The sequence below is a fragment of the Variovorax paradoxus NBRC 15149 genome, from assembly GCF_001591365.1.
GTDB classification, from domain to species: domain Bacteria; phylum Pseudomonadota; class Gammaproteobacteria; order Burkholderiales; family Burkholderiaceae_C; genus Variovorax; species Variovorax paradoxus.
This window is the reverse complement of sequence record NZ_BCUT01000008.1, coordinates 227,110-249,489: the sequence shown is the minus strand read 5'-3', so window position 1 is coordinate 249,489 and position 22,380 is coordinate 227,110. Positions and strand designations below refer to the sequence as shown.

Genomic DNA, 22,380 nt, shown 5'->3' with positions numbered 1-22,380 from the left:
GTCGTTCAGGCCGTGCCGTCCGGCACGAACACGTAGCCCACGCCCCACACGGTCTGGATGTAGCGGGGCGCCGCCGCATCGGCCTCGACCAGCTTGCGCAGGCGCGAGATCTGCACGTCGAGGCTGCGGTCGAAGGGCTCGAACTCGCGGCCGCGGGCCAGCTGGGCCAGCTTCTCGCGCGACAGCGGCTGGCGTGGATGGCGCACCAGCGCCTTGAGCATCGCGAATTCGCCGGTGGTCAGGGACAGTTCCTCGCCGTCCTTCTTGAGCGTGCGCGAACCCAGGTCGAAGGCAAAGGGCCCGAAGGTGACGGTTTCGTTCTCGGTGGAAGGAGCGCCGGGCGCCTCGAGCGGCGGACGGCGGCGCAGCACCGCATGCACGCGCGCCAGCAGTTCGCGGGGGTTGAATGGCTTGCCCAGGTAGTCGTCCGCGCCGACCTCGAGGCCGACGATGCGGTCGACGTCCTCGCCCTTGGCGGTGAGCATGATGATGGGCGTGCGGTCGTTGGCGGCACGCAGGCGGCGGCAGACCGACAGGCCGTCTTCGCCGGGCATCATCAGGTCGAGCACGATCAGGTCGACCGTGTCGCGCAACAGGATGCGGTTGAGCGCCTTGCCGTCCTCGGCCACGATCACTTCGAAACCTTCCTGGGTCAGGTAGCGGCGAAGCAGGTCGCGGATGCGGGCGTCGTCGTCGACGATCACGATCTTGTCAGTGCGGGCGGGAACTTGAGTCATTTCTACAACGTTGAATTTGTAACAGCGCCGATTCTGAAGGCGTTGAGCCCCCGTTGAGCCGGTTTTACTTATGGTTTGACACTAAGTTACAAAACTTGCGGTCGCTCGCTGTCTAGTCATCCGACGTTCGCCCGGCGGTGGCAAAGTCCGCCCAGTGCTATGACTTTTGTTCAATGAGAACCCTTCTTCCCGTCCTGCCGATCCTTGTTGCTTGCAGCTGCGGCCCTGCCTTGGCAAACGCCGGCGAGTTTCTCAGGGTCGGTGATTCGCGGCGCAACGAGGTACGCGAGGCGGTAGCGGCCCACCGTGCCGCGCAGCGCGACGAAATCCGGCGGGAGGAGGCCGTGGCCGGCAGGCGCCTCACGGCGGCCGAACTCTTCGAACTGCGCCAGCAGGTGCGAAGGCAATGGACGCCGTCCGGCACACCCCACGTGCTGAATTCGGCAGAATCGCAGCCGGCCGAGCGAATGGTGCCGGAGCCGATGTCGGCCGCGCGCGCCCTGACCTTGCCCCGCAGCCAGCGCCGCTGAAGCGGCGAGGGCTGCGTGCTCTCGCGTTCTCGAATACCAACCCAGGGGAGTTAGCTCGTCTTGAAAAAAATCAGTTTGATCGCCGCCTTTGCCGCACTGGCTGCGGCTGGCACCGCCGGCACTGCCATCGCCCAGAACATGGTCCCGCCGCCGCAGAACGTGCTGCAGCTCACGGCCTCGGGCACGGTGGAAGTGCAGCAGGACATGCTCAGCATGACGCTCACCACCACGCGCGACGCCGCCGATGCCGCCACGGTCCAGTCGCAGCTCAAGGCCGCGGTGGACGCGGCCCTGGCCGAGGCCAAGAAAAACGCCCAGCCCGGCCAGCTCGACGTGCGCACCGGCAATTTCAGCCTGTCGCCGCGCTACACCCGCGAAGGCAAGATCAACGGCTGGCAGGGCTCCGCCGAAATGCTGCTCGAGGGCCGCGACTTCGCGCGCATCACGCAGACCGCGGGCCGCATCACCACGCTGAACGTCGGCAACGTGGGCTTCGCGCTCAGCCGCGAGCAGCGCGCCAAGAGCGAGACCGAGGCCCAGACCATCGCCATCGAGAACTTCAAGCAGAAGGCCACCGAACTGGCCAAGGGCTTCGGCTTCGGCGGCTACACGCTGCGCGAAGTCTCGGTGAACGCGAACGACAGCGGCCCGATCCGGCCGCGCGTCATGGCGGCGGCGGCCAAGTCCTTTGCGGCCGACGCGCCGGTGCCGGTGGAAGCCGGCAAGGCCAGCGTGGTCGTGAACGTCTCGGGATCGGTGCAGCTCAAATAGCTTCTTCTTTTATTGAGCGGTCCAGCCGCCGTCCATCTGCCAGGCGACGCCGCGCACCTGGTCGGCGGCCGGCGAGCACAGGAACACCGCCAGGCCGCCGAGCTGCTCGACCGTGGTGAACTGCAGCGAAGGCTGCTTTTCCCCGAGCAGCTCGTTCTGCGCCTGCGTGGCCGAGATGCCTTCGCGCGCCGCGCGGTCGTCGATCTGCTTTTGCACCAGCTGCGTCAGCACCCAGCCCGGGCAGATTGCATTGCTCGTGATGCCGGTGGTCGCGGTTTCGAGCGCGACCGACTTGGTGAAGCCCACGATGCCGTGCTTGGCCGCCACGTAGGCCGACTTCTGCGCCGAGGCCACCAGCCCGTGGGCCGATGCCACGTTGATGATGCGGCCCCAGTTGGCCTCGCGCATCGCGGGTATGGCGAGCCGGGTCGTGTGGAATGCGCTCGTGAGGTTGATGGCGATGATGGCGTCCCAGCGTTCAGGCGGGAAGTCCTCGACCTTTGCCACGTGCTGGATGCCGGCGTTGTTCACGAGGATGTCGACGCGCCCGAATCTGGACGCGGCGAACTTCATCATGTCCTCGATCTGAGCGGGCTGGCTCATGTCGGCGCCGTGGTATTCGGCGCGCACGCCGAGCGCCTCGATCTGGGACTTGGGGGTTTCGGCGTCGCCGAAACCGTTGAGCACGATGTTTGCGCCTTGTTGTGCAAGCGACTTGGCAATGGCCAGGCCAATGCCGCTGGTGGACCCCGTGACAAGCGCGGTTTTGCCTTTGAGCATGAAGATCAATCTCCGGATGAATTAGGATGCGACGAGACCATTATCCGCACCAGGACGACTTCGTTTTCATGACAGAACCGACGCTTCATTACGTGGCGTGCGATGACGCCCAGGGCGGTCACCGCATGGCCTACTGGCAATGGGGCGACGCGCGCAGTGCGCGCGTGGTGGTCTGCGTGCACGGCCTCACGCGGCAGGGACGCGACTTCGACGTGCTCGCCGAGGCCCTCGTGGCACGCGCCGCCGGCGACGTGCGCGTGGTCTGCCCCGACGTGGCGGGGCGCGGCCAGAGCGACTGGCTGCGCGACCCGGCCCTCTACCAGGTGCCGGTCTATGCGGCCGACATGCTGGCGCTGGTTGCGCAGCTGCACCGCGAACAACCGATCGACACGCTCGACTACCTGGGCACCAGCATGGGCGGGCTGATCGGCTTCGTGCTGGCGGGGCACAAGCAGCTGCCGCTGGCCCGGCCGATACGCCGCTTCGTCGTGAACGACGTGGGCCCGACGATCGAGGCCGCGGCGCTGCAGCGCATCGGCGCCTACGTGGGACAGGGCGGCCGCTACGACAGCCTGCAGTCGGCGGCCGACGCCATGTGGGCGATCTCGACCAGCTTCGGCCCCCATACACCGGACCAGTGGCTTTTGCTGTCGCAGCACATGGTGGTGCCCGCATCGCAGCGCACGCCCGATGGCGCCGCCAAGGTGGAGGCCGGCGAATCCGATGGCGGCGCAGCCGGTCCCTGGCTGCTTCATTACGACCCCGCCATTGCCGTTGCGCTGCGCGCCATCACGCCCGAGGCTGCGGCCCAGGGCGGCGCCGTGATGTGGAGCCTTTATGACGCCATCGATGCGCGCACGCTCGTGACGCGCGGCGCGCAGTCGGACCTGCTCTCGCGCGAAACGGCCCTGGCCATGACGCAGCGCGGTCCGCGCGCGGCGCTGATCGAGTTCGAAGGCGTGGGCCATGCGCCCACCTTCGTCGACCCCGTGCAGGTGGGCGCCGTCACCAACTTCCTGTTCGATTGAGGCCAACGTGAAGCGCGAGTCTTCGAGTCTTCAAACGGCGCACGCCTCCGATACGGCGGTGGTGGACTATCCCTTGTCCGCCGCCACGGCCGACCGCACGCCGGTCATGGAGAACATGCTCGCCCGTGCACGCGCTTTCGCCGAGCCGCTGATCGCCGACGAAAAGCTCGATACCGGCGAGAACACGCTGGCGCATGCCGACGCCGTCGCCGCCATCGTCGCGAAGATGGGCGGCTCCGAGGCCATGCAGGCCGCGAGCTACCTCGTCTACGCCTGCCAGCATCTCAACCGCCCGCAGGAGGTCATCGCCAAGGTGTTCGGCGACAACTTCGCGGCGCTGGCGGTCGAAACCACCAAGCTGGTGCGCGTGCAGGAGCAGGCCCGCTCGGCTTCGCAGGGCCATCACCTGGCCGAAGGCGCAGCGGGTGCGCAGACCGAGAACGTGCGCAAGATGCTGCTCGCGTTCTCGCGCGACCTGCGCGTGGTCATGCTGCGCCTCGCATCGCGGCTGCAGACCCTGCGGCACGCCGCCGCCAGCAAGCAGCCGGCGCCCGAAAGCGTGGCGCGCGAGTCGCTGCAGGTGTTCGCGCCGCTCGCCAACCGGCTCGGCATCTGGCAGGTGAAGTGGGAGATCGAAGACCTCTCGTTCCGCTTCCTGGAGCCCGAGACCTACAAGCTGATTGCGCGCCTGCTCGACGAGAAGCGTGTTGAGCGCGAAGGCCACGTCGAGCAGCTGCGCTCGCAGCTCGAAAGCGAACTGCAGGCCGAGGGCGTGCGCGCCACGGTGCAGGGGCGGCCCAAGAACATCTACAGCATCGTCAAGAAGATGCGCGGCAAGTCGCTCGACTTCGCGCAGGTGTTCGACATCCTCGCGCTGCGCGTGGTGGTGCCCGACGTGAAGGACTGCTACGCAGCGCTGGCCTGGGTGCACTCGCACTTCCTGCCAATCGACGAAGAGTTCGACGACTACATCGCGCGGCCCAAGCCCAACGGCTACCAGTCGCTGCACACCGTGGTGCGCGAGATGGTCGACGGCAAGCCCGGCAAGCCGATCGAGATCCAGATCCGCACGGACGAAATGCACGACCATGCCGAGCATGGCGTGGCGGCGCACTGGGCCTACAAGGAAGCCGGACACAAGGGCTATGCGGGCGTGTGGGCGAGCGGCGAATACGACGCGAAGATCGCCGTGCTGCGGCAACTGCTGGCATGGGAGCGCGACCTTTCGGGCGGCTCGCAGGGCCAGGGGCTTTTCGACGACCGCATCTATGTGCTCACGCCCGACGCAGCCATCGTCGAACTGCCGCAAGGTGCGACGCCGGTCGACTTTGCCTACACCGTGCACACCACACTGGGCCATCGGTGCCGCGGAGCGCGTGTCGACGGTGCCATGGTGCCGCTCAACACGCCGCTGTCTAACGGCCAGACGGTGGAGATCATCGCGGCCAAGGAGGGCGGGCCTTCGCGCGACTGGCTCAATGCCGAGCTCGGCTACCTTGCAAGCCACCGCGCGCGCGCCAAGGTGCGCGCATGGTTCAACGCGCAGATCACGCACGAAACCGTGGCGCGCGGGCGCGAGGCGGTCGAGAAGCTGCTGCAGCGCGAAGGCAAGACCTCCACGCGCCTCGAGGACCTGGCTTCTCAGCTGGGCTTCAAGTCGGCGGATCATTTGTTCGAAGTGGTCGGCAAGGACGAGTTCTCGCTGCGCAACATCGAGGTGCTGCTGCGTCCGCCCGAGCCCGCGCCCAACCCCGACGACGGCGTGCAGATCAAGAAGCCGCGCGCGAGCGAGAAGTCCGGCAAGGGCGGCGTACTGGTGGTGGGCGTGTCCTCGTTGATGACGCAGCTCGCCAAGTGCTGCAAGCCCGCGCCGCCCGACGCCATCCGCGGCTTCGTGACGCGCGGCCACGGCGTGAGCGTGCACCGCGTCGACTGCAGCAACTTCCGCATGATGGCCTCGCGCGATGGCGAGCGCGTGATCGATGTCGAATGGGGCGCCGCGAAGGGCGGCGAAGCGCCGGTCTATGCAGTCGACGTGGCCGTGGAAGCGGCCGACCGCCAGGGCTTGCTGCGCGACATCTCCGATGTGTTCGCACGCGAGAAGATGAACGTGATCGGCGTGCAGACCCAATCGGTCAAGGGCACGGCGTGGATGACTTTCACCGTGGAAATCTCCGATGCGGCGCGGCTCACGCAGGTGCTTGGCGTGGTGACGGCGGTTGCCGGTGTGCGATCTGCACGTCGGCGTTAAAAAAGCGCGTTTTCTCCTGCTACAATAGCTGCTTCTCGGACACATCCTTAGGCGCGTAGCTCAGCTGGTTAGAGCACCACCTTGACATGGTGGGGGTCGTTGGTTCGAGTCCAATCGCGCCTACCAATTTCTGTTTCGACTTCCGGCCAACCACCGGGTCTTTCGAACAGAGCTTTCACCGGGTTCCCCGGTGATCCAATCGTCCTAGCGGTGAAGCAGACAAAGACCATGGCCATGTTGTTGTGCTACCTTGGCCGCTCTGCAAACCTTTTTCAAATTTCTTGACAAGCGATCTGATGAATACGCGATCAACGCTGGTTGATCGGGCTCATGCCGACATGCGCCTGGCCGCATTGCTCAGGCAGGCTCCCATCGAATTTGCGCGCGCGGTCTATGGCATCAACGACCACGCAAGCGGCCGCACCGACACCATGGCGGCACGCGAAATAGCCCGCGCCATCCGGCAGGGCACGCCCGTGACGCAGGAGCGCGCCGAGCAGCGCTCGCGCGCCTACTTGCCCACGGCAGGCCAGGAGCACTGTCCGCGCTGCTGGGTGGTCTATGGCCACAAGAGTCCGCTGCGTTTCAGGGAAGCCACCGAAGAACGCCCCGAGACCGCCACCTGCAGCGCCTGCAGCGCCGAGTACGCGACAACGCTCGGTTGAAGCGGCGCAGGCACGGTCAGGGTAAACCTTGTCGCGATGCAGCAAAACCGCTACCTAGAATCATCGGATGACATGGGCATCCATGTGAAGGAGTCCGCAGTGCAGAGCAAGAAGTCCGGGGTCAAGCCGGTGCAACGTGTAATCAAGAAGTACCCCAACCGAAGGCTCTACGACACCGAGACATCCACGTACATCACGCTCACCGAGGTGAAGCAGCTGGTCATACAGAATGCCCAGTTCGTGGTGCGCGATGCCAAGACCGGCGACGACCTCACGCGCAGCATCCTGCTGCAGATCATCCTCGAGGAAGAGGCGGGCGGTGCGCCCATGTTCACCGAGCAGGTGCTGGCCAACATCATCCGCTTCTACGGTCAGGCGATGCAGGGCTACATGGGCCCCTACCTCGAAAAGAACATCCAGGCCATGACCGAGGTGCAGGCCCAGCTCGCCGAAAAGGCCGAGGGCCTCACGCCCGAGATGTGGTCGCGCTTCATGACCATGCAGTCGCCCATGCTCCAGGGACTCATGGGCAACTACGTCGAGCAGTCCAAGAACGTGTTCCTGCAGATGCAGGAGCAGATGCAGAAAAATACCGAGCAGGTCCTGGGCGCATTCGGCATCAAACGCCCCTGAAATCCCGGCCCCGGCCGATAGCTGGGACAATAGGGGCATATATGAGCGAAGTTGCCTCCCCCGAACGTGCCGCCACGACGGCCGCCCCCAAAGTCGGCTTTGTGAGCCTGGGCTGCCCCAAGGCCCTGACCGATTCCGAACTGATCCTGACCCAGCTGAGCGCTGAGGGCTACCAAACGGCCAAGACCTTCGAGGGCGCCGACCTGGTGATCGTCAACACCTGCGGCTTCATCGACGATGCCGTGAAGGAAAGCCTGGACACCATCGGCGAGGCGCTGGCGGAAAACGGCCGCGTGATCGTCACGGGCTGCCTGGGTGCCAAGACCGGCGACCAGGGCGGCAACCTGGTGCGGCAAATGCACCCGAGCGTTCTGGCCGTGACCGGTCCGCACGCCACGCAGGAAGTGATGGACGCGGTCCACGCCAACCTGCCGAAGCCGCACGACCCCTTCGTCGACCTGGTTCCCAACACCTTCGGCATCGCGGGCCTCAAGCTCACGCCGCGGCACTATGCCTACCTGAAGATCAGCGAAGGCTGCAACCACCGCTGCACCTTCTGCATCATTCCCTCGATGCGCGGCGACCTGGTGTCGCGGCCGGTCGGCGATGTGCTCGGCGAGGCCAAGGCTCTGTTCGAAGGCGGCGTGAAGGAACTGCTGATGATCAGCCAGGACACCTCGGCCTATGGCGTGGATGTCAAGTACCGCACCGGCTTCTGGGACGGCAAGCCGGTCAAGACGCGCATGCTCGAACTGGTGCGCACGCTGGGCGAAATTGCCGAGCCTTATGGCGCCTGGGTCCGGCTCCACTATGTGTATCCGTATCCGAGCGTGGACGAGATCATTCCGCTGATGGCCAGTGGCCAGGTGCTGCCTTACCTCGATGTGCCGCTGCAGCACAGCCACCCCGACGTGCTCAGGCGCATGAAGCGGCCGGCCAGCGGCGAAAAGAACCTGGAGCGCCTGGCGCGGTGGCGCGAGGTCTGCCCCGAACTGGTGATCCGCAGCACCTTCATCGCGGGCTTCCCTGGCGAAACCGAGCAGGAGTTCGAGCACTTGCTCGACTTCATCCGCGAGGCGCAGATCGACCGCGCCGGATGCTTCGCCTACAGCCCTGTGGCAGGCGCCACCGCCAACGACATTCCCGGCATGCTGCCGCCGGAAGAGCGTGAAGCGCGCCGCGCCCGCTTCATGGAAGTGGCCGAAGCGGTGTCGATCGCCAAGCTGCGCCAGCGCATCGGTGCAACCATGCAGGTGCTGGTGGACTCGGCACCCGGCATGGGGCGCAAGGGCGGCGTGGGCCGCACCTACGCCGACGCCCCCGAGATCGACGGCACCGTGCGCCTGCTGCCGCCCGAGAAGATCAGCAAGACGCTCAAGGTGGGTGAATTCACGCGGGCCCGCATCGTGGGTGCCGAGGGCCACGACCTGATCGCGCTGCCGATCTGAACCGTCGCCATCCTGGCGAGAGCAAGAGAGAGCAGGGTGGCGATCGCCGACTTGCGAACCACGGACTGAGCGACAGGCGAAAAAGTTGTACGCCTACAGACGCATGCACCCTGGCATTTGAACGTGGCGGCTTGTGTTCTCCAGGAGGTCCCATGTTCTTCCAGCTCTTTCAATCCGGATCCAGCCTTCATCTCAAAAGGGCTGCCACGCTGCTTCACGAAGCCCAGATGGCGCGTCTCGAGCACCAGGCTGCAGCGGAGCATCACGCGGCCCTGGCCAAGATGTATGCGGAGCGTGTGAAGCGCCTTTCCGGCGAGGTCTATCCGCTACCAGCTCCCAGCAGCGAGGCGGCGGCTACGAAGACCGAGCAGGACAAGCCGGCGATCTATTCGATCGAGAGCAACCGCAGGCCCAAGTCGAACCTGCTGACGTAGTTCAAGAAAAGGAAAAGCCCGCTGCAAGCGGGCTTTTCGATGGGCATGGACAGGGCTGCAAGGGCCCGGCCGTTCTTCTTCTCAGTCATCCGAGCGAGAAACGACCAGGAGGCTCATGAACAACGCCCCGAGGAACATGCCGACTAACAAGGTGAATGCTGTGATCACAATGGTCTCCGCTAAATTTGATATTCTCAAATCAAACGTAACCTTGTGTACGCATTCAAGTTACCTTTTGAATCGTTTTTGACGTGAAAGTGTGACTTTTGCTACACGTTGGAGCCGAAAGTCGGCAGTGCATCGTTGCTCTTGGGCGGGCGGCCTGGATACAGGTACCTGGAATACTCGCCCGACTGGCCGTACAGCCGTGCCGCGAGTTCCACAGGGTCCTCGTTGCGGTGTTTCTCATAGAGCACAGGGCCCCAGATGATGAATCCATCGATGCTCAGCGAATGAGGTGCCGGCTCGATGGCCTTCCATGCATGTGCGAACTTTGAAATCCATGCCAGTGCTTCGGCCAGCGCATGGTTGCGAGCAGGGGAGGTGGTGGGTTCGGATGTCGACATGGCGGTTATCCTTTGTGAAAAGACTGTACAAATATACAGTAAAATTCACGATGTCGAGAGTTGTTGCCGCCGGTGACGGCCTACTTTTGCGTGCCGAACCAGGCCCAGAGCGCAGCACCAGCACCGATCCAGACCGCCAGGACGAGCACGGCCCCCGCAATGCTTCGGGGCTTCGCGCCTTGTTCCTTCATCCACAGGTCGGCGCGCTGGCGGCATTCCTCGAGCACATCGGCCGGAATGAGCCGGATGTTCAGCCAGATCAGGCCGGGCAGCAGCAAGGCGTCGTCGAGGTAGCCTAGAACGGGAATGAAATCCGGGATGAGGTCGATCGGGCTCAGCGCATAGGCGACGACGAAGGCCGCGAGCAGCTTGGCGAACCAGGGCGTGCCCGGATGGCGGTAAGCAAACCACAGGGTCACGCCATCGCGCTTGATGCGCGACGCCCATTGCCTGATGCGTTGGAAAATGGCCATGCTCACACGCTGTCGAACCGGCGCATTGCTTCGCGTGTTAAGGTGCACCTCGGCTTCAAAGCCGTCGCAACCCACGCAGATCCGCCGGCGATCCACTGCTGCGAGCCCATACCGCGCTCATCAGCTTGGGTTGTGCGGTTCACCTCTACTGCCAACACGGTGTTATTGATTCGGTTGCTCTGCTTCTCGAGACTCTGCGCGATCATCCGTCGATGTACTGCGTCAGAATGGTGGAAAGCCGCTTCTTCAGGAGCGGGTTGCTGCATCATTCCATGAGACGAAGCCCGTTCCATTTGTTCGAATCCGTGCCGCCGACAAGCGCTTCGCAGAATGTTCCGCTTCAGGATCACGACGCGGTGCGCGAACGCGGCACACAACCGTCGGTGCGGCCTGGCTTGGCCGCGATCGGCATCCGTGAGGGAGAACATCCCTCGATCATGTTCCCAGGGAAAAGAAAAAACCCCTGTAAATCGATGATTCACAGGGGTTTCAGCTTGGTAGGGGTGGTGCCCAGAAGAGGACTCGAACCTCCACGATGTTACTCGCTAGTACCTGAAACTAGTGCGTCTACCAATTCCGCCATCTGGGCCCACATAGCTGCCGAAGCAGTTATGTTTTGAATTTCAGGAAAGAGAGAATCATATCAAAAATAATGGCACTTCCAGCGGTCTGCTGGATGAATTTGAAGGAACTGTTCAAGGGCATCGCGACGGACACGGTTTCGTGCAGCGCGACGACGGCGAAGCCGACATCTATCTGCCCCCGAACGAGATGCGTGCAGTGCTGCACAAGGACCGTGTCAAGGCGCGCGTGGTGCGGCAGGATCGGCGCGGACGTCCCGAGGGGCGGGTGGTCGAAATCGTCGAGCGCCCCGAGCAGCCGATCATCGGCCGCCTGCTGCATGAAGGCGGCGTCTGGCTCGTCGCGCCCGAAGACAAGCGCTACGGACAGGACGTCCTGATTCCCAAGGGCGCCACCGGCCCCGCCAAGGTGGGGCAGGTGGTCGTGGTGCAGCTCACCGAGCCGCCGGCGCTGTTCGGCCAGCCGGTCGGGCGCGTGAAGGAAGTGCTGGGCGAGATCGACGACCCCGGCATGGAGATCGAGATTGCGGTGCGCAAGTACGGCGTGCCGCACGAGTTTTCCGAGGCCTGCCTGGCCGAAGCCAAGGCGCTGCCCGAGAAGGTTCGCCCCGCCGACAAGAAAGGGCGCATCGACCTGACCGACGTTCCGCTGGTCACCATCGACGGCGAGGACGCGCGCGACTTCGACGACGCCGTGTACTGCGAGCCCGCCAAGGTCGGCCGCGGCAAGGGGTGGCGCCTGCTGGTGGCCATTGCCGACGTCAGCGCCTATGTGCAGACCGGCTCGGCCATCGACATCGATGCCTACGACCGCGCGACCAGCGTCTACTTTCCGCGCCGCGTGATTCCGATGCTGCCCGAGAAGCTCTCGAACGGCCTGTGCTCGCTGAACCCCGAAGTCGAGCGCCTGTGCATGGTGTGCGACATGCTCGTGGCCGCCGACGGCGAGATCTACGCCTACCAGTTCTACCCGGCCGTGATGTTCAGCCATGCGCGCTTCACGTACACCGAAGTGGCCGCCATTCTTGGCAACACGCGCGGCCCCGAGGCTGCCAAGCGCAAGGACCGCGTCAAGGACCTGCTGAACCTGGCCGACGTCTACAAGGCGCTGCTCAAGCAGCGCGGCAAGCGCGGCGCGGTCGACTTCGAAACCACCGAGACGCAGATCATCTGCGACGACGCGGGCCGCATCGAGAAGATCGTGCCCCGCACGCGCAACGAGGCGCACCGCCTCATCGAAGAAGCCATGCTCGCGGCCAACGTGTGCAGTGCCGACTTCATCGCCGAAGGCAAGCACCCGGGCCTGTTCCGCGTGCACGAAGGCCCGACGCCCGAGAAGAAGGAAATCCTGCGCGGCTACCTGAAGGCCATGGGCGTGGGCTTGAGCATCACCGACGATCCGCGTCCCGGCGAGTTCCAGGCGATTGCCGAAGCCACCAAGGAGCGCCCCGACGCGCAGCAGATCCACACCATGCTGCTGCGCTCGATGCAGCAGGCGATCTACACGCCCATCAACAGCGGCCATTTCGGCCTGGCGTACGAGGCCTACACGCACTTCACGAGCCCGATCCGGCGCTACCCCGACCTGCTGGTGCACCGCGTGATCAAGGCCATCCTCGGCAAGACGCGCTACCAGCTGCCGATGCTGCCGACGCCGGGCGAGGCGCATGCCAAGCTCGCCAAGCGGCTGGCTTCGCGCGTGAAGGCGCCGACCACCAAGCCGCAGAAAGCCACCGTCGCGCCGACCAAGGAAGTGCTGGCCTGGGAAGCGGCCGGCCTGCATTGCAGCGCCAACGAGCGCCGCGCCGACGAAGCCAGCCGCGACGTCGAAGCCTGGCTCAAGTGCAAGTACATGCGCGAGCACCTGGGCGAAGAGTACGGCGGCGTCGTCACCGCGGCCACCACCTTCGGCATCTTCGTGACGCTCGATGCGATGTACGTCGAGGGGCTGGTGCACATCACCGAACTCGGCGGCGAATACTTCAAGTTCGACGAGATGCGCCAGGAACTGCGCGGCGAGCGCACCGGCATTCGCTACGCCATCGGCACCCGCGTGCGGGTGCAGGTGAGCCGCGTCGACCTGGACGGGCGCAAGATCGATTTCCGCCTCGTGCGCGAAGGCGAAGACCTCACCACGCGCGCCATGAAGGACAAGGGCGCAGCCTCGGCCGGCGTGCCGGTCAAGGCATCGGCCAAGCGCAGCTCGCGCCACAAGGCCGAAGCCGTGTCCGAGCAGCGCGTCGAGCGCAGCGCGACCGTCGCGGCGGCGGGCCCCCAGTCGGCGATGCAGGCTTTCAAGTCCGCCGTCAAGAAGGCCGCCAACAAGATGAAGGGCCGCAAGCCGCGGCGCGCATGATGCGCAACGCAGCATTGCATCCCATCCATACAGACAAACCGAGAAGGAGACACCGAGCATGAGCGTGGAAAACAACAAGGGCCGCATTGCGATCGTCACGGGCGCCGGCACCGGCATCGGCCGCGCTGCGGCGCTGGCGCTGCTGGCCGACGGCTGGAGCGTGACCCTGGCGGGGCGCCGCCTCGAGCCGCTGGAACAGGTGGCCGAAGAGTCCGGCGCCGGTGCGCGCGCCTTCGCAGTGCCCACCGACGTGGCCAATGCGCAATCGGTGCAGGCGCTGTTCGCCGCCGCGGTGGAGCGCTTCGGCCGGGTCGACCTGCTGTTCAACAACGCCGGCGTGGGCAACCCGCCGGGGCCGTTCGAAGACTGGACGCCCGAGCAGTGGCGCGGCGTGGTCGACATCAACCTGAGCGGCATGTTCTTCTGCATCCAGCAGGCGTTCCGCACGATGAAGGCGCAAACGCCGCGCGGCGGCCGCATCATCAACAACGGCTCCATCTCGGCCACCGCGCCGCGGCCCAATTCCGCGGCCTACACCGCGACCAAGCATGCAGTCGAGGGCCTCACCAAGACCGCTTCGCTCGACGGGCGCAAGTACGACATCGCGGTCGGCCAGATCGACGTGGGCAACGCCATGACGGAACTGGCCGCGCGCATGGCCAAGGGTGTGCCGCAGGCCAACGGCGAGCTCGCGATCGAGCCGCTGATGGACGTGAAGATCGTGGGCCAGTCGGTGCTCTACATGGCGAACCTGCCGCTGGAGGCCAACGTGCTGTTCCATACGGTCATGGCGACGAAGATGCCCTTCGTCGGGCGCGGCTAGAACCCGTCAGCAGGGCGCCTGGCGCGCCAGTGCGCCGGCCGTCAGCGGCGGCGCGCCGGCCGGCCAGGCGTCGGCCATGCGGCCGTGGCGCCAGACGGCTTCGCGCGCCGCCTCGAACGGCGGCCGCTGCGCCGCCAGTGCGGCGCCGATCATTCCCGCGAGCACGTCGCCGGTGCCGGCGGTTGCGAGCTTCGCGTTGCCGGTCAGGTTGAGCACCGGCGGCGTGCCGCCGCCTTCGGCAATCACCGTTCCCGATCCCTTGAGCACGGCGACCACGCCGTAGCGCGATGCGAGCTTGCGGGCGGCTGCGAGCCTGTCGGCCTGGATGTCGGCCGCCGCGCAGTCCAGCAGACGCGCGGCCTCGAGCGGATGCGGAGTGATCACCGTCGGCCTGCCGCGCCGCGCACGCGATGCCAACTGGGCCTGCAGCGCGCCGTCGACTGCGATGGCGTTCAATGCATCGGCGTCGAGCACCAGCGCGGCCGCCGTCGCCAGCACGCGCGGCAGCACCGCGCGGATGTCCGTGCCGCCGCCGCATCCGCAGACCGCCGTCATGCCCGAGAGATCGAGCGACCTGGCGTCACGCAGCATCAGCTCGGGTTGCGCCAGGTCGACCGGGGCCGCGCTCGCGTCGAGCAGGCCGACGAACACGCGGCCCGCGCCCGCATGCAGCGCGGCGGAGCCGGCCAGCAGCGCGGCGCCCGCCATGCCGGATGCGCCGCCGATCACCGCAACATCGCCATAGCTGCCCTTGTGCGAGGCGTGGCTGCGCGGGCTATCCGCCGGTGCGCCCGCCAGGCGCGCGGCCGGCGGCTCGCCGGCGCTGCTGCAGCCCAGGTCATCGAACCAGACCGTACCCGCCGCGTCGCGCCCTTGCGCCGTGAACAGGCCGGGCTTGACGGTCAGGAAGCTCAGGCAGAAGCGGGGCGAAAGAGCACCCGGATGAGGCGCTGCGCTCGAAACGCCGGTGTCGGCATTCAGGCCGGAGGGCACATCGACGCTGAGTACCGGCGCGGCCATCGCATGCATCCGCCGCAGCCAATCGGCCATGAGCTTTTCGGGCGGCCGGCTGGATCCGATGCCGAGCAGCGCGTCGATCGCCAGTTCGCAGCCCGCAGGCGGCTCCGGCGCGAAGATCACGCCGGCATCGCGGGCCCGTTGCAGTGAGGCGCCGGCATCCGGCGGCAGCCGGTTTTCGTCGCCCGCGAAGGTCACGATCGGCAGGAAGCCGCGCTGCTGCAGCTGCGCAGCAGCTTCGAAGCCGTCGCCGCCGTTGTTGCCCGGTCCACAGGCGATCCAGATCGTCCGCGCATGCGGCGCCAGCGCCATCGCGAGGCGCGCCACGGCCAGGCCCGCGCGCTGCATCAGCGCATGAGGAGGCAGGGCGGCGGCCGCTTTCTGTTCGATGCGACGTGTTGCCGCAATGTCGAACAGGCCGCAGGCGGTGGCAGGCGTGATGCGTTGCATGGGCCGATTCTGCCCGCCTGAAGCTGCGGCTGCGCAGCCGCCCCGTTGTGCCTACTGGACGAGCCGCTCGACGCCCAGGCCTTCGAGGTCGACGCCCGCGTCGCGGCCGCCGATCAGGTCGGCCACCACGCGTGCGCTGCCGCACGACAGCGCCCATCCGCTCGAGCCGTGGCCCAGATTGAGCCAGACGCCCGGCACGCCGCTGGCACCAAGCACCGGCGGACCGTCGGGCAGCATCGGGCGCGCGCCCTTCCATTGCTGCACGCCCGACTGCAGCGTTGCGGCGCCCGGAAACCAGTCGTGCAGCACCTTGTAGAGCGTTTGCACGGCGGACGCATTCATGGAGCTCAGGGAGCCGCCGATCTCGGCGCCGCCGGCCACGCGCACGCGCTGGCCCAGGCGCGAGATCGCAACCTTGTAGCGTTCGTCCATCACGGCGCTGCGCGGCGCGTTGAGCGATTCGCGGATCGGCGCGCTGATCGAATGGCCGTACACCGGCGCCAGCGGAATCCGCAGGCCGAGCGGCCGCAGCAGCGTGGCCGAGGCAAGACCGGCGCACACCACCACCGCATCGAAGCGCAGCGGCTGCGAGCCGCTCGCGAGCGAAATGGAGGTGGGCGCCGCGCGGTGGATCGGCGCGATGTCGCAATTGAAATGGAACTGGGCGCCGAGCGCTTCGGCTTCCCACTTGAGAAGCAGCGCGAACTGGCGGCAGTTGGCCACTTCGTCCTCGGGCAGGTGGATGGCGCCTGCGAGCTCCGTGTCGGTGTTGAGCGCGGGTTCGATCCGGCGGGCCTCGTCGGCGTCGACTTCCCTGAAGACGCTGCCGGCCGCGCGCAGCACCTCGAGGCCCGGCTGGACCAGTTTTTTCTCGCGCTTGGAGCGCAGCAGCACGAGGTAGCCGTCGCTGCGTTCGTAGCTCAGTTCGCGTGCTTCGGTCACTTCGTGCAGCCGGGTGCGGCTGTAGAACGCGAGGCGCTGCATGCGGGCGCGGTTGGCCAGGTAGGTTTCGAGCTTGCAGGCCTTCTGCCAGCGCGACATCCAGCCGAGGTCGCGCGAATTGAGCGGCCAGCGCAGCTTGATGGCGCCGTGCGGCGACAGCAGCGAGCGCAGCACCTTGGCGCGCATGCCCGGCGCCGCCCAGGGCGTCACGTAGCCCGGCGCGACCACCCCCGCATTCGCAAAACTGGATTCTTCGGCGGCGGCGCCGCGGCGCTCGAACACGGAAACTTCATGGCCGTCCGAAACCAGTTCCCAGGCGGTTGTGACGCCGATGATGCCGGCGCCCACGATCGCGATTTTCATTGAATTTTTGAGTAAGAAGAGATGGCCGCCGCCCGTCGATCGGTGCGCGAGGCTATTGTTTTTGCAGCGCTTTTTCTGCTTGCAGGGCGACGGCCAGGACAGCGTCGTCATGCAGCGCGGCATGCCACAGCATCAGGCCCACCGGCAGTTCGCCGGCGGCATGGCAGGGCAGCGAGATGGCGCAGCCGTCGAGCATGTTGACGATCGACGGGTTGCGCAGCAAGAGCGCATTGATGCGGAAGAATTCGTCGTCGCGCTCGGCGCCCGGCGCAACGCTCGCAATGGCGGGCGCGGTGATCGGCACGGTGGGCGACAGCACCGCATCGAAGGGCGACAGCGCCGCCTCGACGCGGGTGATCCAGTCATGGCGGGCATGCACGAGATCGATGTATTCGTGCGCCTTCATGGTGGCACCCTTGAGGATGCGCTGCACCACGCGAGGATCGTAGCCGGCGCCGCTGCGCTCGAGCAGCAGCCGGTGCCAGGCGTAGGACTCGGCCGCCGAGAAACCGCCCGTGGCGTTGATGGCCTGCAACTGCGCGAGCTCCGGCAGCTCGATTTCCTCGATCCGGGCACCACCATCGCGCAGTGTTTGCATCGCATCTTCGAAGGCGCGGGCCACCGCGGGCTCGATGCCGTCCAGGAACACGTTCTTCACGACGGCAAGCCGGTATGCCCCCAGCGAGGCCGCACCGGCGGTCACGCGGCGTGCCGCGAGGACTTCATGCGCGGTGATGGCATCCCGCACCGAGCGCGTCATGGCGCAGACGGTGTCGAGCGTGGTCGACAGCGGCAGCGCGCCCTGGGCCGGCACCAGCCGGGCGGTGCTCTTGAAACCCACGATGCCGTTCAGCGCGGCCGGAATGCGGATCGAGCCGCCGGTGTCGGAGCCCAGGCCGATGAAGGCTGCCCCAGTGGCGACCGACACGGCGGCGCCGGAGGATGAACCGCCCGGGATGCGCGGCGTGGCCGCATCGCTCGCGTTGGCCGGCGTGCCGTGATGCGGGTTGACGCCCACGCCGGAGAATGCGAATTCCGTCATGTTGGTGCGGCCCGTCAGCACGCTGCCCGCGGCGCGCAGTCGCGCCACAGCCACGGCATCGGCCTTGGCGGCCGGCGCATGCGAGAGCACCATGGAGCCCGCCGGGGTCGGCTGCCCCTCGATGTCGAACAGGTCCTTGGCGGTGAAGGCGAGCCCGGCGAGCCGGCTTTGCGGCGCCGAACCGGCGACCTGCCGGCGGGCTTCGTCGAACAGCGTGCGGGTGAACACGTGGCGGCAGGCCGGGGACTGGGCGATGCCGATGGCGCGCTCCATTTCGGTGCATGCATCGGTGCCACCTGCCAGAAGATTCAGACGGGTGGCGTGGAGGTCGTTCATGGGTGGGCTGCGAGGGCGCGGACGGCTCGGTTCCGGGGTGGGCAAGGAGAAAGGGCGAGAGAGGGCCGTGCTATACTCTTTGGGTTTCGCTGAACATGTGACGGCTTTCGTCGCACCCAGCCAAACACATCCGCAAACCGGCCCAATCAAGGTGTTGTGATTCCATTCGAAGGAAGCACAAAACGGGCTGGATTTTAGACCCAACCTTTGGAGTAATTTTCAATGTCTACCACCATGCGCGAAATGCTGGAAGCCGGTGTCCACTTCGGTCACCAAACCCGCTTCTGGAACCCCAAGATGGCCCCGTTCATCTTCGGCCATCGCAACAAGATTCACATCATCAACCTGGAAAAGTCGCTCCCGATGTTCCAGGACGCGATGAAGTACGCCAAGCAGCTCACCGCCAACCGCGGCACGATCCTGATGGTCGGCACCAAGCGCCAGGCCCGTGAAATCGTGGCTGCCGAAGCCCGCCGCGCCGGCGTGCCTTTCGTCGACACCCGCTGGCTCGGCGGCATGCTGACCAACTTCAAGACGGTCAAGACCTCGATCAAGCGCCTGAAGGACATGAAGGCCCAGCAGGAAGCCGGCCTCGACAGCCTGAGCAAGAAAGAGCAGCTCACCTTCACCCGTGAAATCGAGAAGCTCGAGAAAGACATCGGCGGCATCCAGGACATGACCGCGCTGCCCGACGCCATCTTCGTGATCGACGTGGGCTTCCACAAGATCGCCGTGGCCGAAGCCAAGAAGCTGGGCATCCCGCTGATCGGCGTGGTCGACTCCAACCACTCGCCCGAAGGCATCGACTACGTGATCCCGGGCAACGACGACTCGTCGAAGGCCGTCACGCTCTACGCCCGCGGCATCGCCGACGCGATCATCGAAGGCCGCAACAGCGCCACCGGCGACGTGGTCAAGGCCATTGCCGAAGGCAGCGATGAATTCGTCGAAGTCGAAGAGGGCGCCTCGGCCTGATCGAGTGCTCTCACGCGCCTGAAGAAGGGGCTTGGTGCCCCTTTTTTTTAATCTGATTTTTTGGACACGGAGATAGAACAATGGCTGCAATCACCGCAAGCATGGTCGGCGAACTGCGCGCAAAGACCGACGCGCCGATGATGGAATGCAAGAAGGCCCTGACCGAGGCCGACGGCAACATGGAAAAGGCCGAAGAGCTGCTGCGCATCAAGCTCGGCAACAAGGCTGGCAAGGCATCGGGCCGCATCACCGCCGAAGGCGTGGTCACGGCGTTCGTCGACGGCGCTGCCGGCGGCATGATCGAGATCAATTGCGAAACCGACTTCGTCACCAAGAACGACAGCTTCCTGGCCATGGCCAACGCTGCCGCGATGCTGGTCGCCAAGCACAACCCCGCGGACATCGCCGCGCTCGGCGCGCTGCCCTATGAGCAGGACGGCTTCGGCCCCACGCTCGAGGACGTGCGCAAGGGCCTGATCGGCAAGATCGGCGAGAACATGAGCTTCCGCCGCTTCAAGCACTTTGCCGGCAACGGCAAGCTGGCTTCGTACCTGCACGGCACGCGCATCGGCGTGATGGTCGAGTTCGAAGGCGACGACACCTCGGCCAAGGATGTGGCGATGCACATCGCCGCCATGAAGCCGGTCGCCATCCAGGCATCGGATGTGCCTGCCGACCTGATCGAAAAAGAGCGCGCAGTGGCCGCCGGCAAGGCCGAGGAAGACCGCAAGACGGCCGAAGCCGAAGGCAAGAAGCCGCAGCCGGCCGAGATCGTTGCCAAGCGCATCGAAGGCGGCGTGCAGAAGTACCTCAAGGAAGTCTCGCTGCACAACCAGCCGTTCGTGAAGAACGACAAGCAGACCGTCGAGCAGATGCTCAAGGCCGCCAACACCAGCATCAAGGGCTTCACCCTGTATGTGGTCGGCGAAGGCATCGAAAAGAAGGTCGACGACTTTGCCGCCGAAGTTGCAGCCCAGGTGGCTGCCGCCAAGGCCGCCGCGTAAAAACTGTTACGCCCCAAAGCGGAGGTGCGCGCGCGTGTGCCGCCGCTTTTTCACCGCCTCGTTCTACACTCGCCCCCGCCAACCCAAGTAAGGAAATTGCCCATGTCTGATCCCCGTCCAGCCCACAAGCGAATCTTGTTGAAGCTGTCGGGTGAGGCGTTGATGGGAGACGATGCCTTTGGTATTAATCGCGCCACCATCGTCCGCATGGTCGAAGAGGTGGCCGAAGTGGTGAACATGGGTGTGGAAGTCGCCGTCGTGATCGGCGGCGGCAACATCTTCCGCGGCGTTGCGGGAGGCTCGGTGGGCATGGATCGCGCCACGGCCGACTACATGGGCATGCTGGCCACCGTCATGAATTCGCTGGCCCTGGCCGACGCCATGAACAAGCAGGGGCTGGTGGCGCGCGTCATGTCCGCCATCGCCATCGAGCAGGTGGTCGAGCCCTACGTGCGGCCCAAGGCGCTGCAGTACCTCGAAGAGGGCAAGGTCGTGGTGTTTGCCGCGGGCACCGGCAATCCGTTCTTCACCACCGACACGGCCGCCGCGCTGCGCGGTGCCGAAATCGGTGCCGAGCTGGTGCTCAAGGCCACCAAGGTCGACGGCGTATATTCCGCCGATCCGAAGACCCATCCCGACGCAACGCGCTATTCGACGCTCACTTTCGACGAGGCAATCGCGCAGAATCTCGGCATCATGGACGCCACGGCCTTTGCGCTGTGCCGCGACCAGAAGCTGCCGATCAAGGTGTTCTCGATCTTCAAGAACGGCGCGCTCAAGCGCGTCGTCATGGGCGAGGACGAAGGCACGCTGGTGCATGCCTGAGGAGTAATTTGAGATGACGACCCCCACCATTGCTGAAATCCGCAGTGCGACCGACGCCAAGATGAACCAGTCGCTCGCCGCGTTCCAGAACAACCTCACCAAGATCCGTACCGGCCGCGCGAATTCCGCGCTGCTCGACTCGATCCACGTCGAGTACTACGGCTCGCAGGTTCCGCTGAGCCAGGTGGCCAACGTGTCGGTGCTCGACTCGCGCACGATCAGCGTGCAGCCCTGGGAAAAGGGCATGGGCGCCAAGATCGAGAAGGCCATCCGCGAAAGCGACCTGGGTCTGAACCCGGCCTCCATGGGCGACCTGATCCGCGTGCCGCTTCCCGCGATGAGCGAGGAGCGCCGCAAGGAAATGACCAAGCTGGTCCGCAACGAAGGCGAAAGCGCCAAGATCGCCACGCGCAACCTGCGCCGCGATGCGAACGAGGCGGTCAAGAAGCTGGTGAAGGAAAAGCTCGCCTCCGAGGACGACCAGAAGCGCGCCGAAGCCGAGATCCAGAAGGTCACGGACCGCCACATCGCGGAAATCGACCGCCTGGTCGCGGCCAAGGAAGCGGAGATCATGGCCGTTTGAGGCTGCGCATGGCCTCGTCTTCGCTGCAGATTCCCCACCATATTGCCATCGTCATGGATGGCAACGGACGCTGGGCCACGCGGCGATTCCTGCCTCGCGTGGCGGGGCACAAGCAGGGCGTCGAGTCGCTCAGGCGCTGCGTCAAGGCCTGTGTCGACCGCGGGGTGGGCATTCTCACGGTCTTCGCGTTTTCGTCGGAGAACTGGAACCGTCCGCCCGAAGAAGTTTCGGGCCTGATGGAAATCATGGTGGGCGCACTCGCGCGCGAAGTGCCCAAGCTGAGCCGCGACGGCGTGCAGCTGCATTTCGTCGGCGAGCGCGCCGGGCTCTCCAAGAAAATGGTGCAGGGCCTGGTCGACGCCGAGAGCGCCACCGCGCAGAACACCAAGCTGATCCTGAACGTCTGCTTCAACTACGGTGGCCGCTGGGACATTGCCCGCGCCGCGGCCAGGCTGGCCGAGCAGGGCGAGGCGCTCACCGAAGCGAATCTCGACCGCGCCATGGCTCTCGCGCACGTGCCCGATCCCGACCTTCTCATCCGCACCGGCGGCGAGCAGCGCCTGTCGAACTTCCTGCTGTGGCAAAGCGCCTACGCGGAGCTTTTCTTCAGCGACAAGCTCTGGCCCGAGTTCGACCAGGCCGAACTGGATGCAGGAATCGCCGCCTTCCAGGCGCGCGAGCGCCGCTTCGGCAAGACCTCCGCACAAGTCACGGCCGGCAGCGGCTCCGCACCCGATCGCCAGTTGGCCTGAGGGCCTCACGGTCCG

The 22,380-nt window shown here is 65.8% G+C and carries 23 protein-coding genes and 2 tRNA genes; 16 read left to right on the top strand and 9 right to left on the bottom strand.

What is annotated here, in order from left to right; genetic code table 11:
* Window positions 1–5 precede the first annotated feature (5 nt).
* Window positions 6–737: an osmolarity response regulator transcription factor OmpR gene (gene ompR, locus VPA02S_RS30180; protein WP_012747691.1), complete on the bottom strand. Its 732-nt coding sequence runs from the start codon at window positions 735–737 to the stop codon at window positions 6–8.
* 173 nt (window positions 738–910) lie between these two features.
* Between ompR and VPA02S_RS30175 the strand changes: the two genes are divergently transcribed.
* Together VPA02S_RS30175 and VPA02S_RS30170 are read left to right on the top strand one after the other, a co-directional pair.
* On the top strand, window positions 911–1,267 hold the full coding sequence (locus VPA02S_RS30175; protein WP_062367140.1) for a hypothetical protein: 357 nt from the start codon (window positions 911–913) through the stop codon (window positions 1,265–1,267).
* A gap of 60 nt (window positions 1,268–1,327) precedes the next feature.
* Window positions 1,328–2,038 carry an SIMPL domain-containing protein gene (locus tag VPA02S_RS30170; protein WP_062367138.1) on the top strand — a complete coding sequence of 237 codons (711 nt, stop codon included), beginning with the start codon at window positions 1,328–1,330 and terminating at the stop codon, window positions 2,036–2,038.
* 9 nt (window positions 2,039–2,047) lie between these two features.
* On the opposite strand, the gene VPA02S_RS30165 is transcribed toward VPA02S_RS30170, so the two are convergent.
* Window positions 2,048–2,818 carry a 3-hydroxybutyrate dehydrogenase gene (locus VPA02S_RS30165; protein ID WP_062367174.1) on the bottom strand — a complete coding sequence of 257 codons (771 nt, stop codon included), beginning with the start codon at window positions 2,816–2,818 and terminating at the stop codon, window positions 2,048–2,050.
* A 68-nt stretch (window positions 2,819–2,886) separates the two neighbouring features.
* Between VPA02S_RS30165 and VPA02S_RS30160 the strand changes: the two genes are divergently transcribed.
* The 7 genes from VPA02S_RS30160 to VPA02S_RS30130 all read left to right on the top strand — a co-directional run bounded on the left by VPA02S_RS30160 (window position 2,887) and on the right by VPA02S_RS30130 (window position 9,277).
* Complete coding sequence (locus tag VPA02S_RS30160) at window positions 2,887–3,846, top strand: alpha/beta fold hydrolase (RefSeq protein ID WP_244883810.1); 960 nt, start codon at window positions 2,887–2,889, stop codon at window positions 3,844–3,846.
* A 106-nt stretch (window positions 3,847–3,952) separates the two neighbouring features.
* A complete protein-coding gene (locus tag VPA02S_RS30155; RefSeq protein ID WP_244883817.1) occupies window positions 3,953–6,097 on the top strand; it encodes a RelA/SpoT family protein in 2,145 nt (714 codons plus the stop codon).
* 49 nt (window positions 6,098–6,146) lie between these two features.
* Window positions 6,147–6,223: transfer RNA gene (locus VPA02S_RS30150), tRNA-Val, on the top strand.
* Window positions 6,224–6,393: 170 nt separating this feature from the next.
* Window positions 6,394–6,762 (top strand): hypothetical protein, encoded by a 369-nt coding sequence (locus VPA02S_RS30145; protein ID WP_244883808.1) that lies wholly within the window; start codon window positions 6,394–6,396, stop codon window positions 6,760–6,762.
* A 72-nt stretch (window positions 6,763–6,834) separates the two neighbouring features.
* Window positions 6,835–7,395, top strand: a complete 561-nt coding sequence (gene phaR, locus VPA02S_RS30140) for a polyhydroxyalkanoate synthesis repressor PhaR (protein ID WP_041946121.1) — start codon at window positions 6,835–6,837, stop codon at window positions 7,393–7,395.
* A 41-nt stretch (window positions 7,396–7,436) separates the two neighbouring features.
* Window positions 7,437–8,843: a 30S ribosomal protein S12 methylthiotransferase RimO gene (gene rimO / locus VPA02S_RS30135; RefSeq protein ID WP_062367135.1), complete on the top strand. Its 1,407-nt coding sequence runs from the start codon at window positions 7,437–7,439 to the stop codon at window positions 8,841–8,843.
* Between the two features lie 152 nt (window positions 8,844–8,995).
* Entirely contained in the window at window positions 8,996–9,277 is a 282-nt protein-coding gene (locus VPA02S_RS30130; RefSeq protein WP_012747700.1) for a hypothetical protein, read from the top strand.
* A gap of 269 nt (window positions 9,278–9,546) precedes the next feature.
* Here VPA02S_RS30130 and VPA02S_RS30125 read toward each other — a convergent pair whose 3' ends face one another.
* The 4 genes from VPA02S_RS30125 to VPA02S_RS30110 all read right to left on the bottom strand — a co-directional run bounded on the left by VPA02S_RS30125 (window position 9,547) and on the right by VPA02S_RS30110 (window position 10,905).
* Window positions 9,547–9,843 (bottom strand): hypothetical protein, encoded by a 297-nt coding sequence (locus tag VPA02S_RS30125; protein WP_062367133.1) that lies wholly within the window; start codon window positions 9,841–9,843, stop codon window positions 9,547–9,549.
* A gap of 80 nt (window positions 9,844–9,923) precedes the next feature.
* A complete protein-coding gene (locus VPA02S_RS30120) occupies window positions 9,924–10,316 on the bottom strand; it encodes a YkvA family protein (RefSeq protein ID WP_062367131.1) in 393 nt (130 codons plus the stop codon).
* A 2-nt stretch (window positions 10,317–10,318) separates the two neighbouring features.
* Window positions 10,319–10,582 (bottom strand): hypothetical protein, encoded by a 264-nt coding sequence (locus VPA02S_RS30115; protein WP_218002190.1) that lies wholly within the window; start codon window positions 10,580–10,582, stop codon window positions 10,319–10,321.
* Window positions 10,583–10,820: 238 nt separating this feature from the next.
* Window positions 10,821–10,905, bottom strand: a tRNA-Leu gene (locus tag VPA02S_RS30110).
* Between the two features lie 80 nt (window positions 10,906–10,985).
* Here VPA02S_RS30110 and rnr point away from each other — a divergent pair.
* Both rnr and VPA02S_RS30100 read left to right on the top strand, forming a co-directional pair.
* The gene (gene rnr / locus VPA02S_RS30105; protein WP_062367127.1) at window positions 10,986–13,253 is read left to right on the top strand and encodes a ribonuclease R; all 2,268 of its coding nucleotides are present in this window, start codon (window positions 10,986–10,988) and stop codon (window positions 13,251–13,253) included.
* A 58-nt stretch (window positions 13,254–13,311) separates the two neighbouring features.
* Window positions 13,312–14,076 carry an SDR family oxidoreductase gene (locus VPA02S_RS30100; RefSeq protein WP_012747703.1) on the top strand — a complete coding sequence of 255 codons (765 nt, stop codon included), beginning with the start codon at window positions 13,312–13,314 and terminating at the stop codon, window positions 14,074–14,076.
* A 6-nt stretch (window positions 14,077–14,082) separates the two neighbouring features.
* Here the strand turns inward: VPA02S_RS30100 and VPA02S_RS30095 are convergent, their stop codons facing one another.
* The 3 genes from VPA02S_RS30095 to VPA02S_RS30085 are packed head-to-tail and all read right to left on the bottom strand — an operon-like array spanning window position 14,083 to window position 18,226.
* Window positions 14,083–15,543, bottom strand: a complete 1,461-nt coding sequence (locus tag VPA02S_RS30095) for a bifunctional ADP-dependent NAD(P)H-hydrate dehydratase/NAD(P)H-hydrate epimerase (RefSeq protein WP_062367125.1) — start codon at window positions 15,541–15,543, stop codon at window positions 14,083–14,085.
* Window positions 15,544–15,594: 51 nt separating this feature from the next.
* Window positions 15,595–16,848 (bottom strand): D-amino acid dehydrogenase, encoded by a 1,254-nt coding sequence (locus tag VPA02S_RS30090; protein ID WP_062367123.1) that lies wholly within the window; start codon window positions 16,846–16,848, stop codon window positions 15,595–15,597.
* Window positions 16,849–16,900: 52 nt separating this feature from the next.
* A complete protein-coding gene (locus VPA02S_RS30085) occupies window positions 16,901–18,226 on the bottom strand; it encodes an amidase (protein ID WP_062367122.1) in 1,326 nt (441 codons plus the stop codon).
* Window positions 18,227–18,448: 222 nt separating this feature from the next.
* Here VPA02S_RS30085 and rpsB point away from each other — a divergent pair, with 222 nt between their 5' ends.
* From rpsB to uppS, 5 genes are all read left to right on the top strand, one after another.
* A complete protein-coding gene (gene rpsB, locus VPA02S_RS30080; RefSeq protein ID WP_012747707.1) occupies window positions 18,449–19,201 on the top strand; it encodes a 30S ribosomal protein S2 in 753 nt (250 codons plus the stop codon).
* A gap of 80 nt (window positions 19,202–19,281) precedes the next feature.
* On the top strand, window positions 19,282–20,205 hold the full coding sequence (tsf, locus tag VPA02S_RS30075) for a translation elongation factor Ts (protein WP_012747708.1): 924 nt from the start codon (window positions 19,282–19,284) through the stop codon (window positions 20,203–20,205).
* Window positions 20,206–20,307: 102 nt separating this feature from the next.
* Entirely contained in the window at window positions 20,308–21,030 is a 723-nt protein-coding gene (pyrH, locus tag VPA02S_RS30070; RefSeq protein WP_012747709.1) for a UMP kinase, read from the top strand.
* A gap of 13 nt (window positions 21,031–21,043) precedes the next feature.
* A complete protein-coding gene (frr, locus tag VPA02S_RS30065) occupies window positions 21,044–21,613 on the top strand; it encodes a ribosome recycling factor (protein ID WP_018905020.1) in 570 nt (189 codons plus the stop codon).
* Window positions 21,614–21,621: 8 nt separating this feature from the next.
* Complete coding sequence (gene uppS / locus VPA02S_RS30060; RefSeq protein WP_062367120.1) at window positions 21,622–22,365, top strand: polyprenyl diphosphate synthase; 744 nt, start codon at window positions 21,622–21,624, stop codon at window positions 22,363–22,365.
* The last annotated feature ends 15 nt before the right edge of the window (window positions 22,366–22,380 follow it).

Excerpts from the sequence above, each read along its gene's own strand:
- ompR (WP_012747691.1), bottom strand. The coding sequence starts at position 737 with ATGACTCAAGTTCCCGCCCGCACTGACAAGATCGTGATCGTCGACGAC.
- VPA02S_RS30175 (WP_062367140.1), top strand. The coding sequence starts at position 911 with ATGAGAACCCTTCTTCCCGTCCTGCCGATCCTTGTTGCTTGCAGCTGC.
- VPA02S_RS30165 (WP_062367174.1), bottom strand. The coding sequence starts at position 2,818 with ATGCTCAAAGGCAAAACCGCGCTTGTCACGGGGTCCACCAGCGGCATT.
- VPA02S_RS30160 (WP_244883810.1), top strand. The coding sequence starts at position 2,887 with ATGACAGAACCGACGCTTCATTACGTGGCGTGCGATGACGCCCAGGGC.
- VPA02S_RS30155 (WP_244883817.1), top strand. The coding sequence starts at position 3,953 with ATGGAGAACATGCTCGCCCGTGCACGCGCTTTCGCCGAGCCGCTGATC.
- VPA02S_RS30145 (WP_244883808.1), top strand. The coding sequence starts at position 6,394 with ATGAATACGCGATCAACGCTGGTTGATCGGGCTCATGCCGACATGCGC.
- phaR (WP_041946121.1), top strand. The coding sequence starts at position 6,835 with ATGGGCATCCATGTGAAGGAGTCCGCAGTGCAGAGCAAGAAGTCCGGG.
- rimO (WP_062367135.1), top strand. The coding sequence starts at position 7,437 with ATGAGCGAAGTTGCCTCCCCCGAACGTGCCGCCACGACGGCCGCCCCC.
- VPA02S_RS30130 (WP_012747700.1), top strand. The coding sequence starts at position 8,996 with ATGTTCTTCCAGCTCTTTCAATCCGGATCCAGCCTTCATCTCAAAAGG.
- VPA02S_RS30125 (WP_062367133.1), bottom strand. The coding sequence starts at position 9,843 with ATGTCGACATCCGAACCCACCACCTCCCCTGCTCGCAACCATGCGCTG.
- VPA02S_RS30120 (WP_062367131.1), bottom strand. The coding sequence starts at position 10,316 with ATGGCCATTTTCCAACGCATCAGGCAATGGGCGTCGCGCATCAAGCGC.
- VPA02S_RS30115 (WP_218002190.1), bottom strand. The coding sequence starts at position 10,582 with ATGCAGCAACCCGCTCCTGAAGAAGCGGCTTTCCACCATTCTGACGCA.
- VPA02S_RS30100 (WP_012747703.1), top strand. The coding sequence starts at position 13,312 with ATGAGCGTGGAAAACAACAAGGGCCGCATTGCGATCGTCACGGGCGCC.
- VPA02S_RS30095 (WP_062367125.1), bottom strand. The coding sequence starts at position 15,543 with ATGCAACGCATCACGCCTGCCACCGCCTGCGGCCTGTTCGACATTGCG.
- VPA02S_RS30090 (WP_062367123.1), bottom strand. The coding sequence starts at position 16,848 with ATGAAAATCGCGATCGTGGGCGCCGGCATCATCGGCGTCACAACCGCC.
- VPA02S_RS30085 (WP_062367122.1), bottom strand. The coding sequence starts at position 18,226 with ATGAACGACCTCCACGCCACCCGTCTGAATCTTCTGGCAGGTGGCACC.
- rpsB (WP_012747707.1), top strand. The coding sequence starts at position 18,449 with ATGTCTACCACCATGCGCGAAATGCTGGAAGCCGGTGTCCACTTCGGT.
- tsf (WP_012747708.1), top strand. The coding sequence starts at position 19,282 with ATGGCTGCAATCACCGCAAGCATGGTCGGCGAACTGCGCGCAAAGACC.
- pyrH (WP_012747709.1), top strand. The coding sequence starts at position 20,308 with ATGTCTGATCCCCGTCCAGCCCACAAGCGAATCTTGTTGAAGCTGTCG.
- frr (WP_018905020.1), top strand. The coding sequence starts at position 21,044 with ATGACGACCCCCACCATTGCTGAAATCCGCAGTGCGACCGACGCCAAG.
- uppS (WP_062367120.1), top strand. The coding sequence starts at position 21,622 with ATGGCCTCGTCTTCGCTGCAGATTCCCCACCATATTGCCATCGTCATG.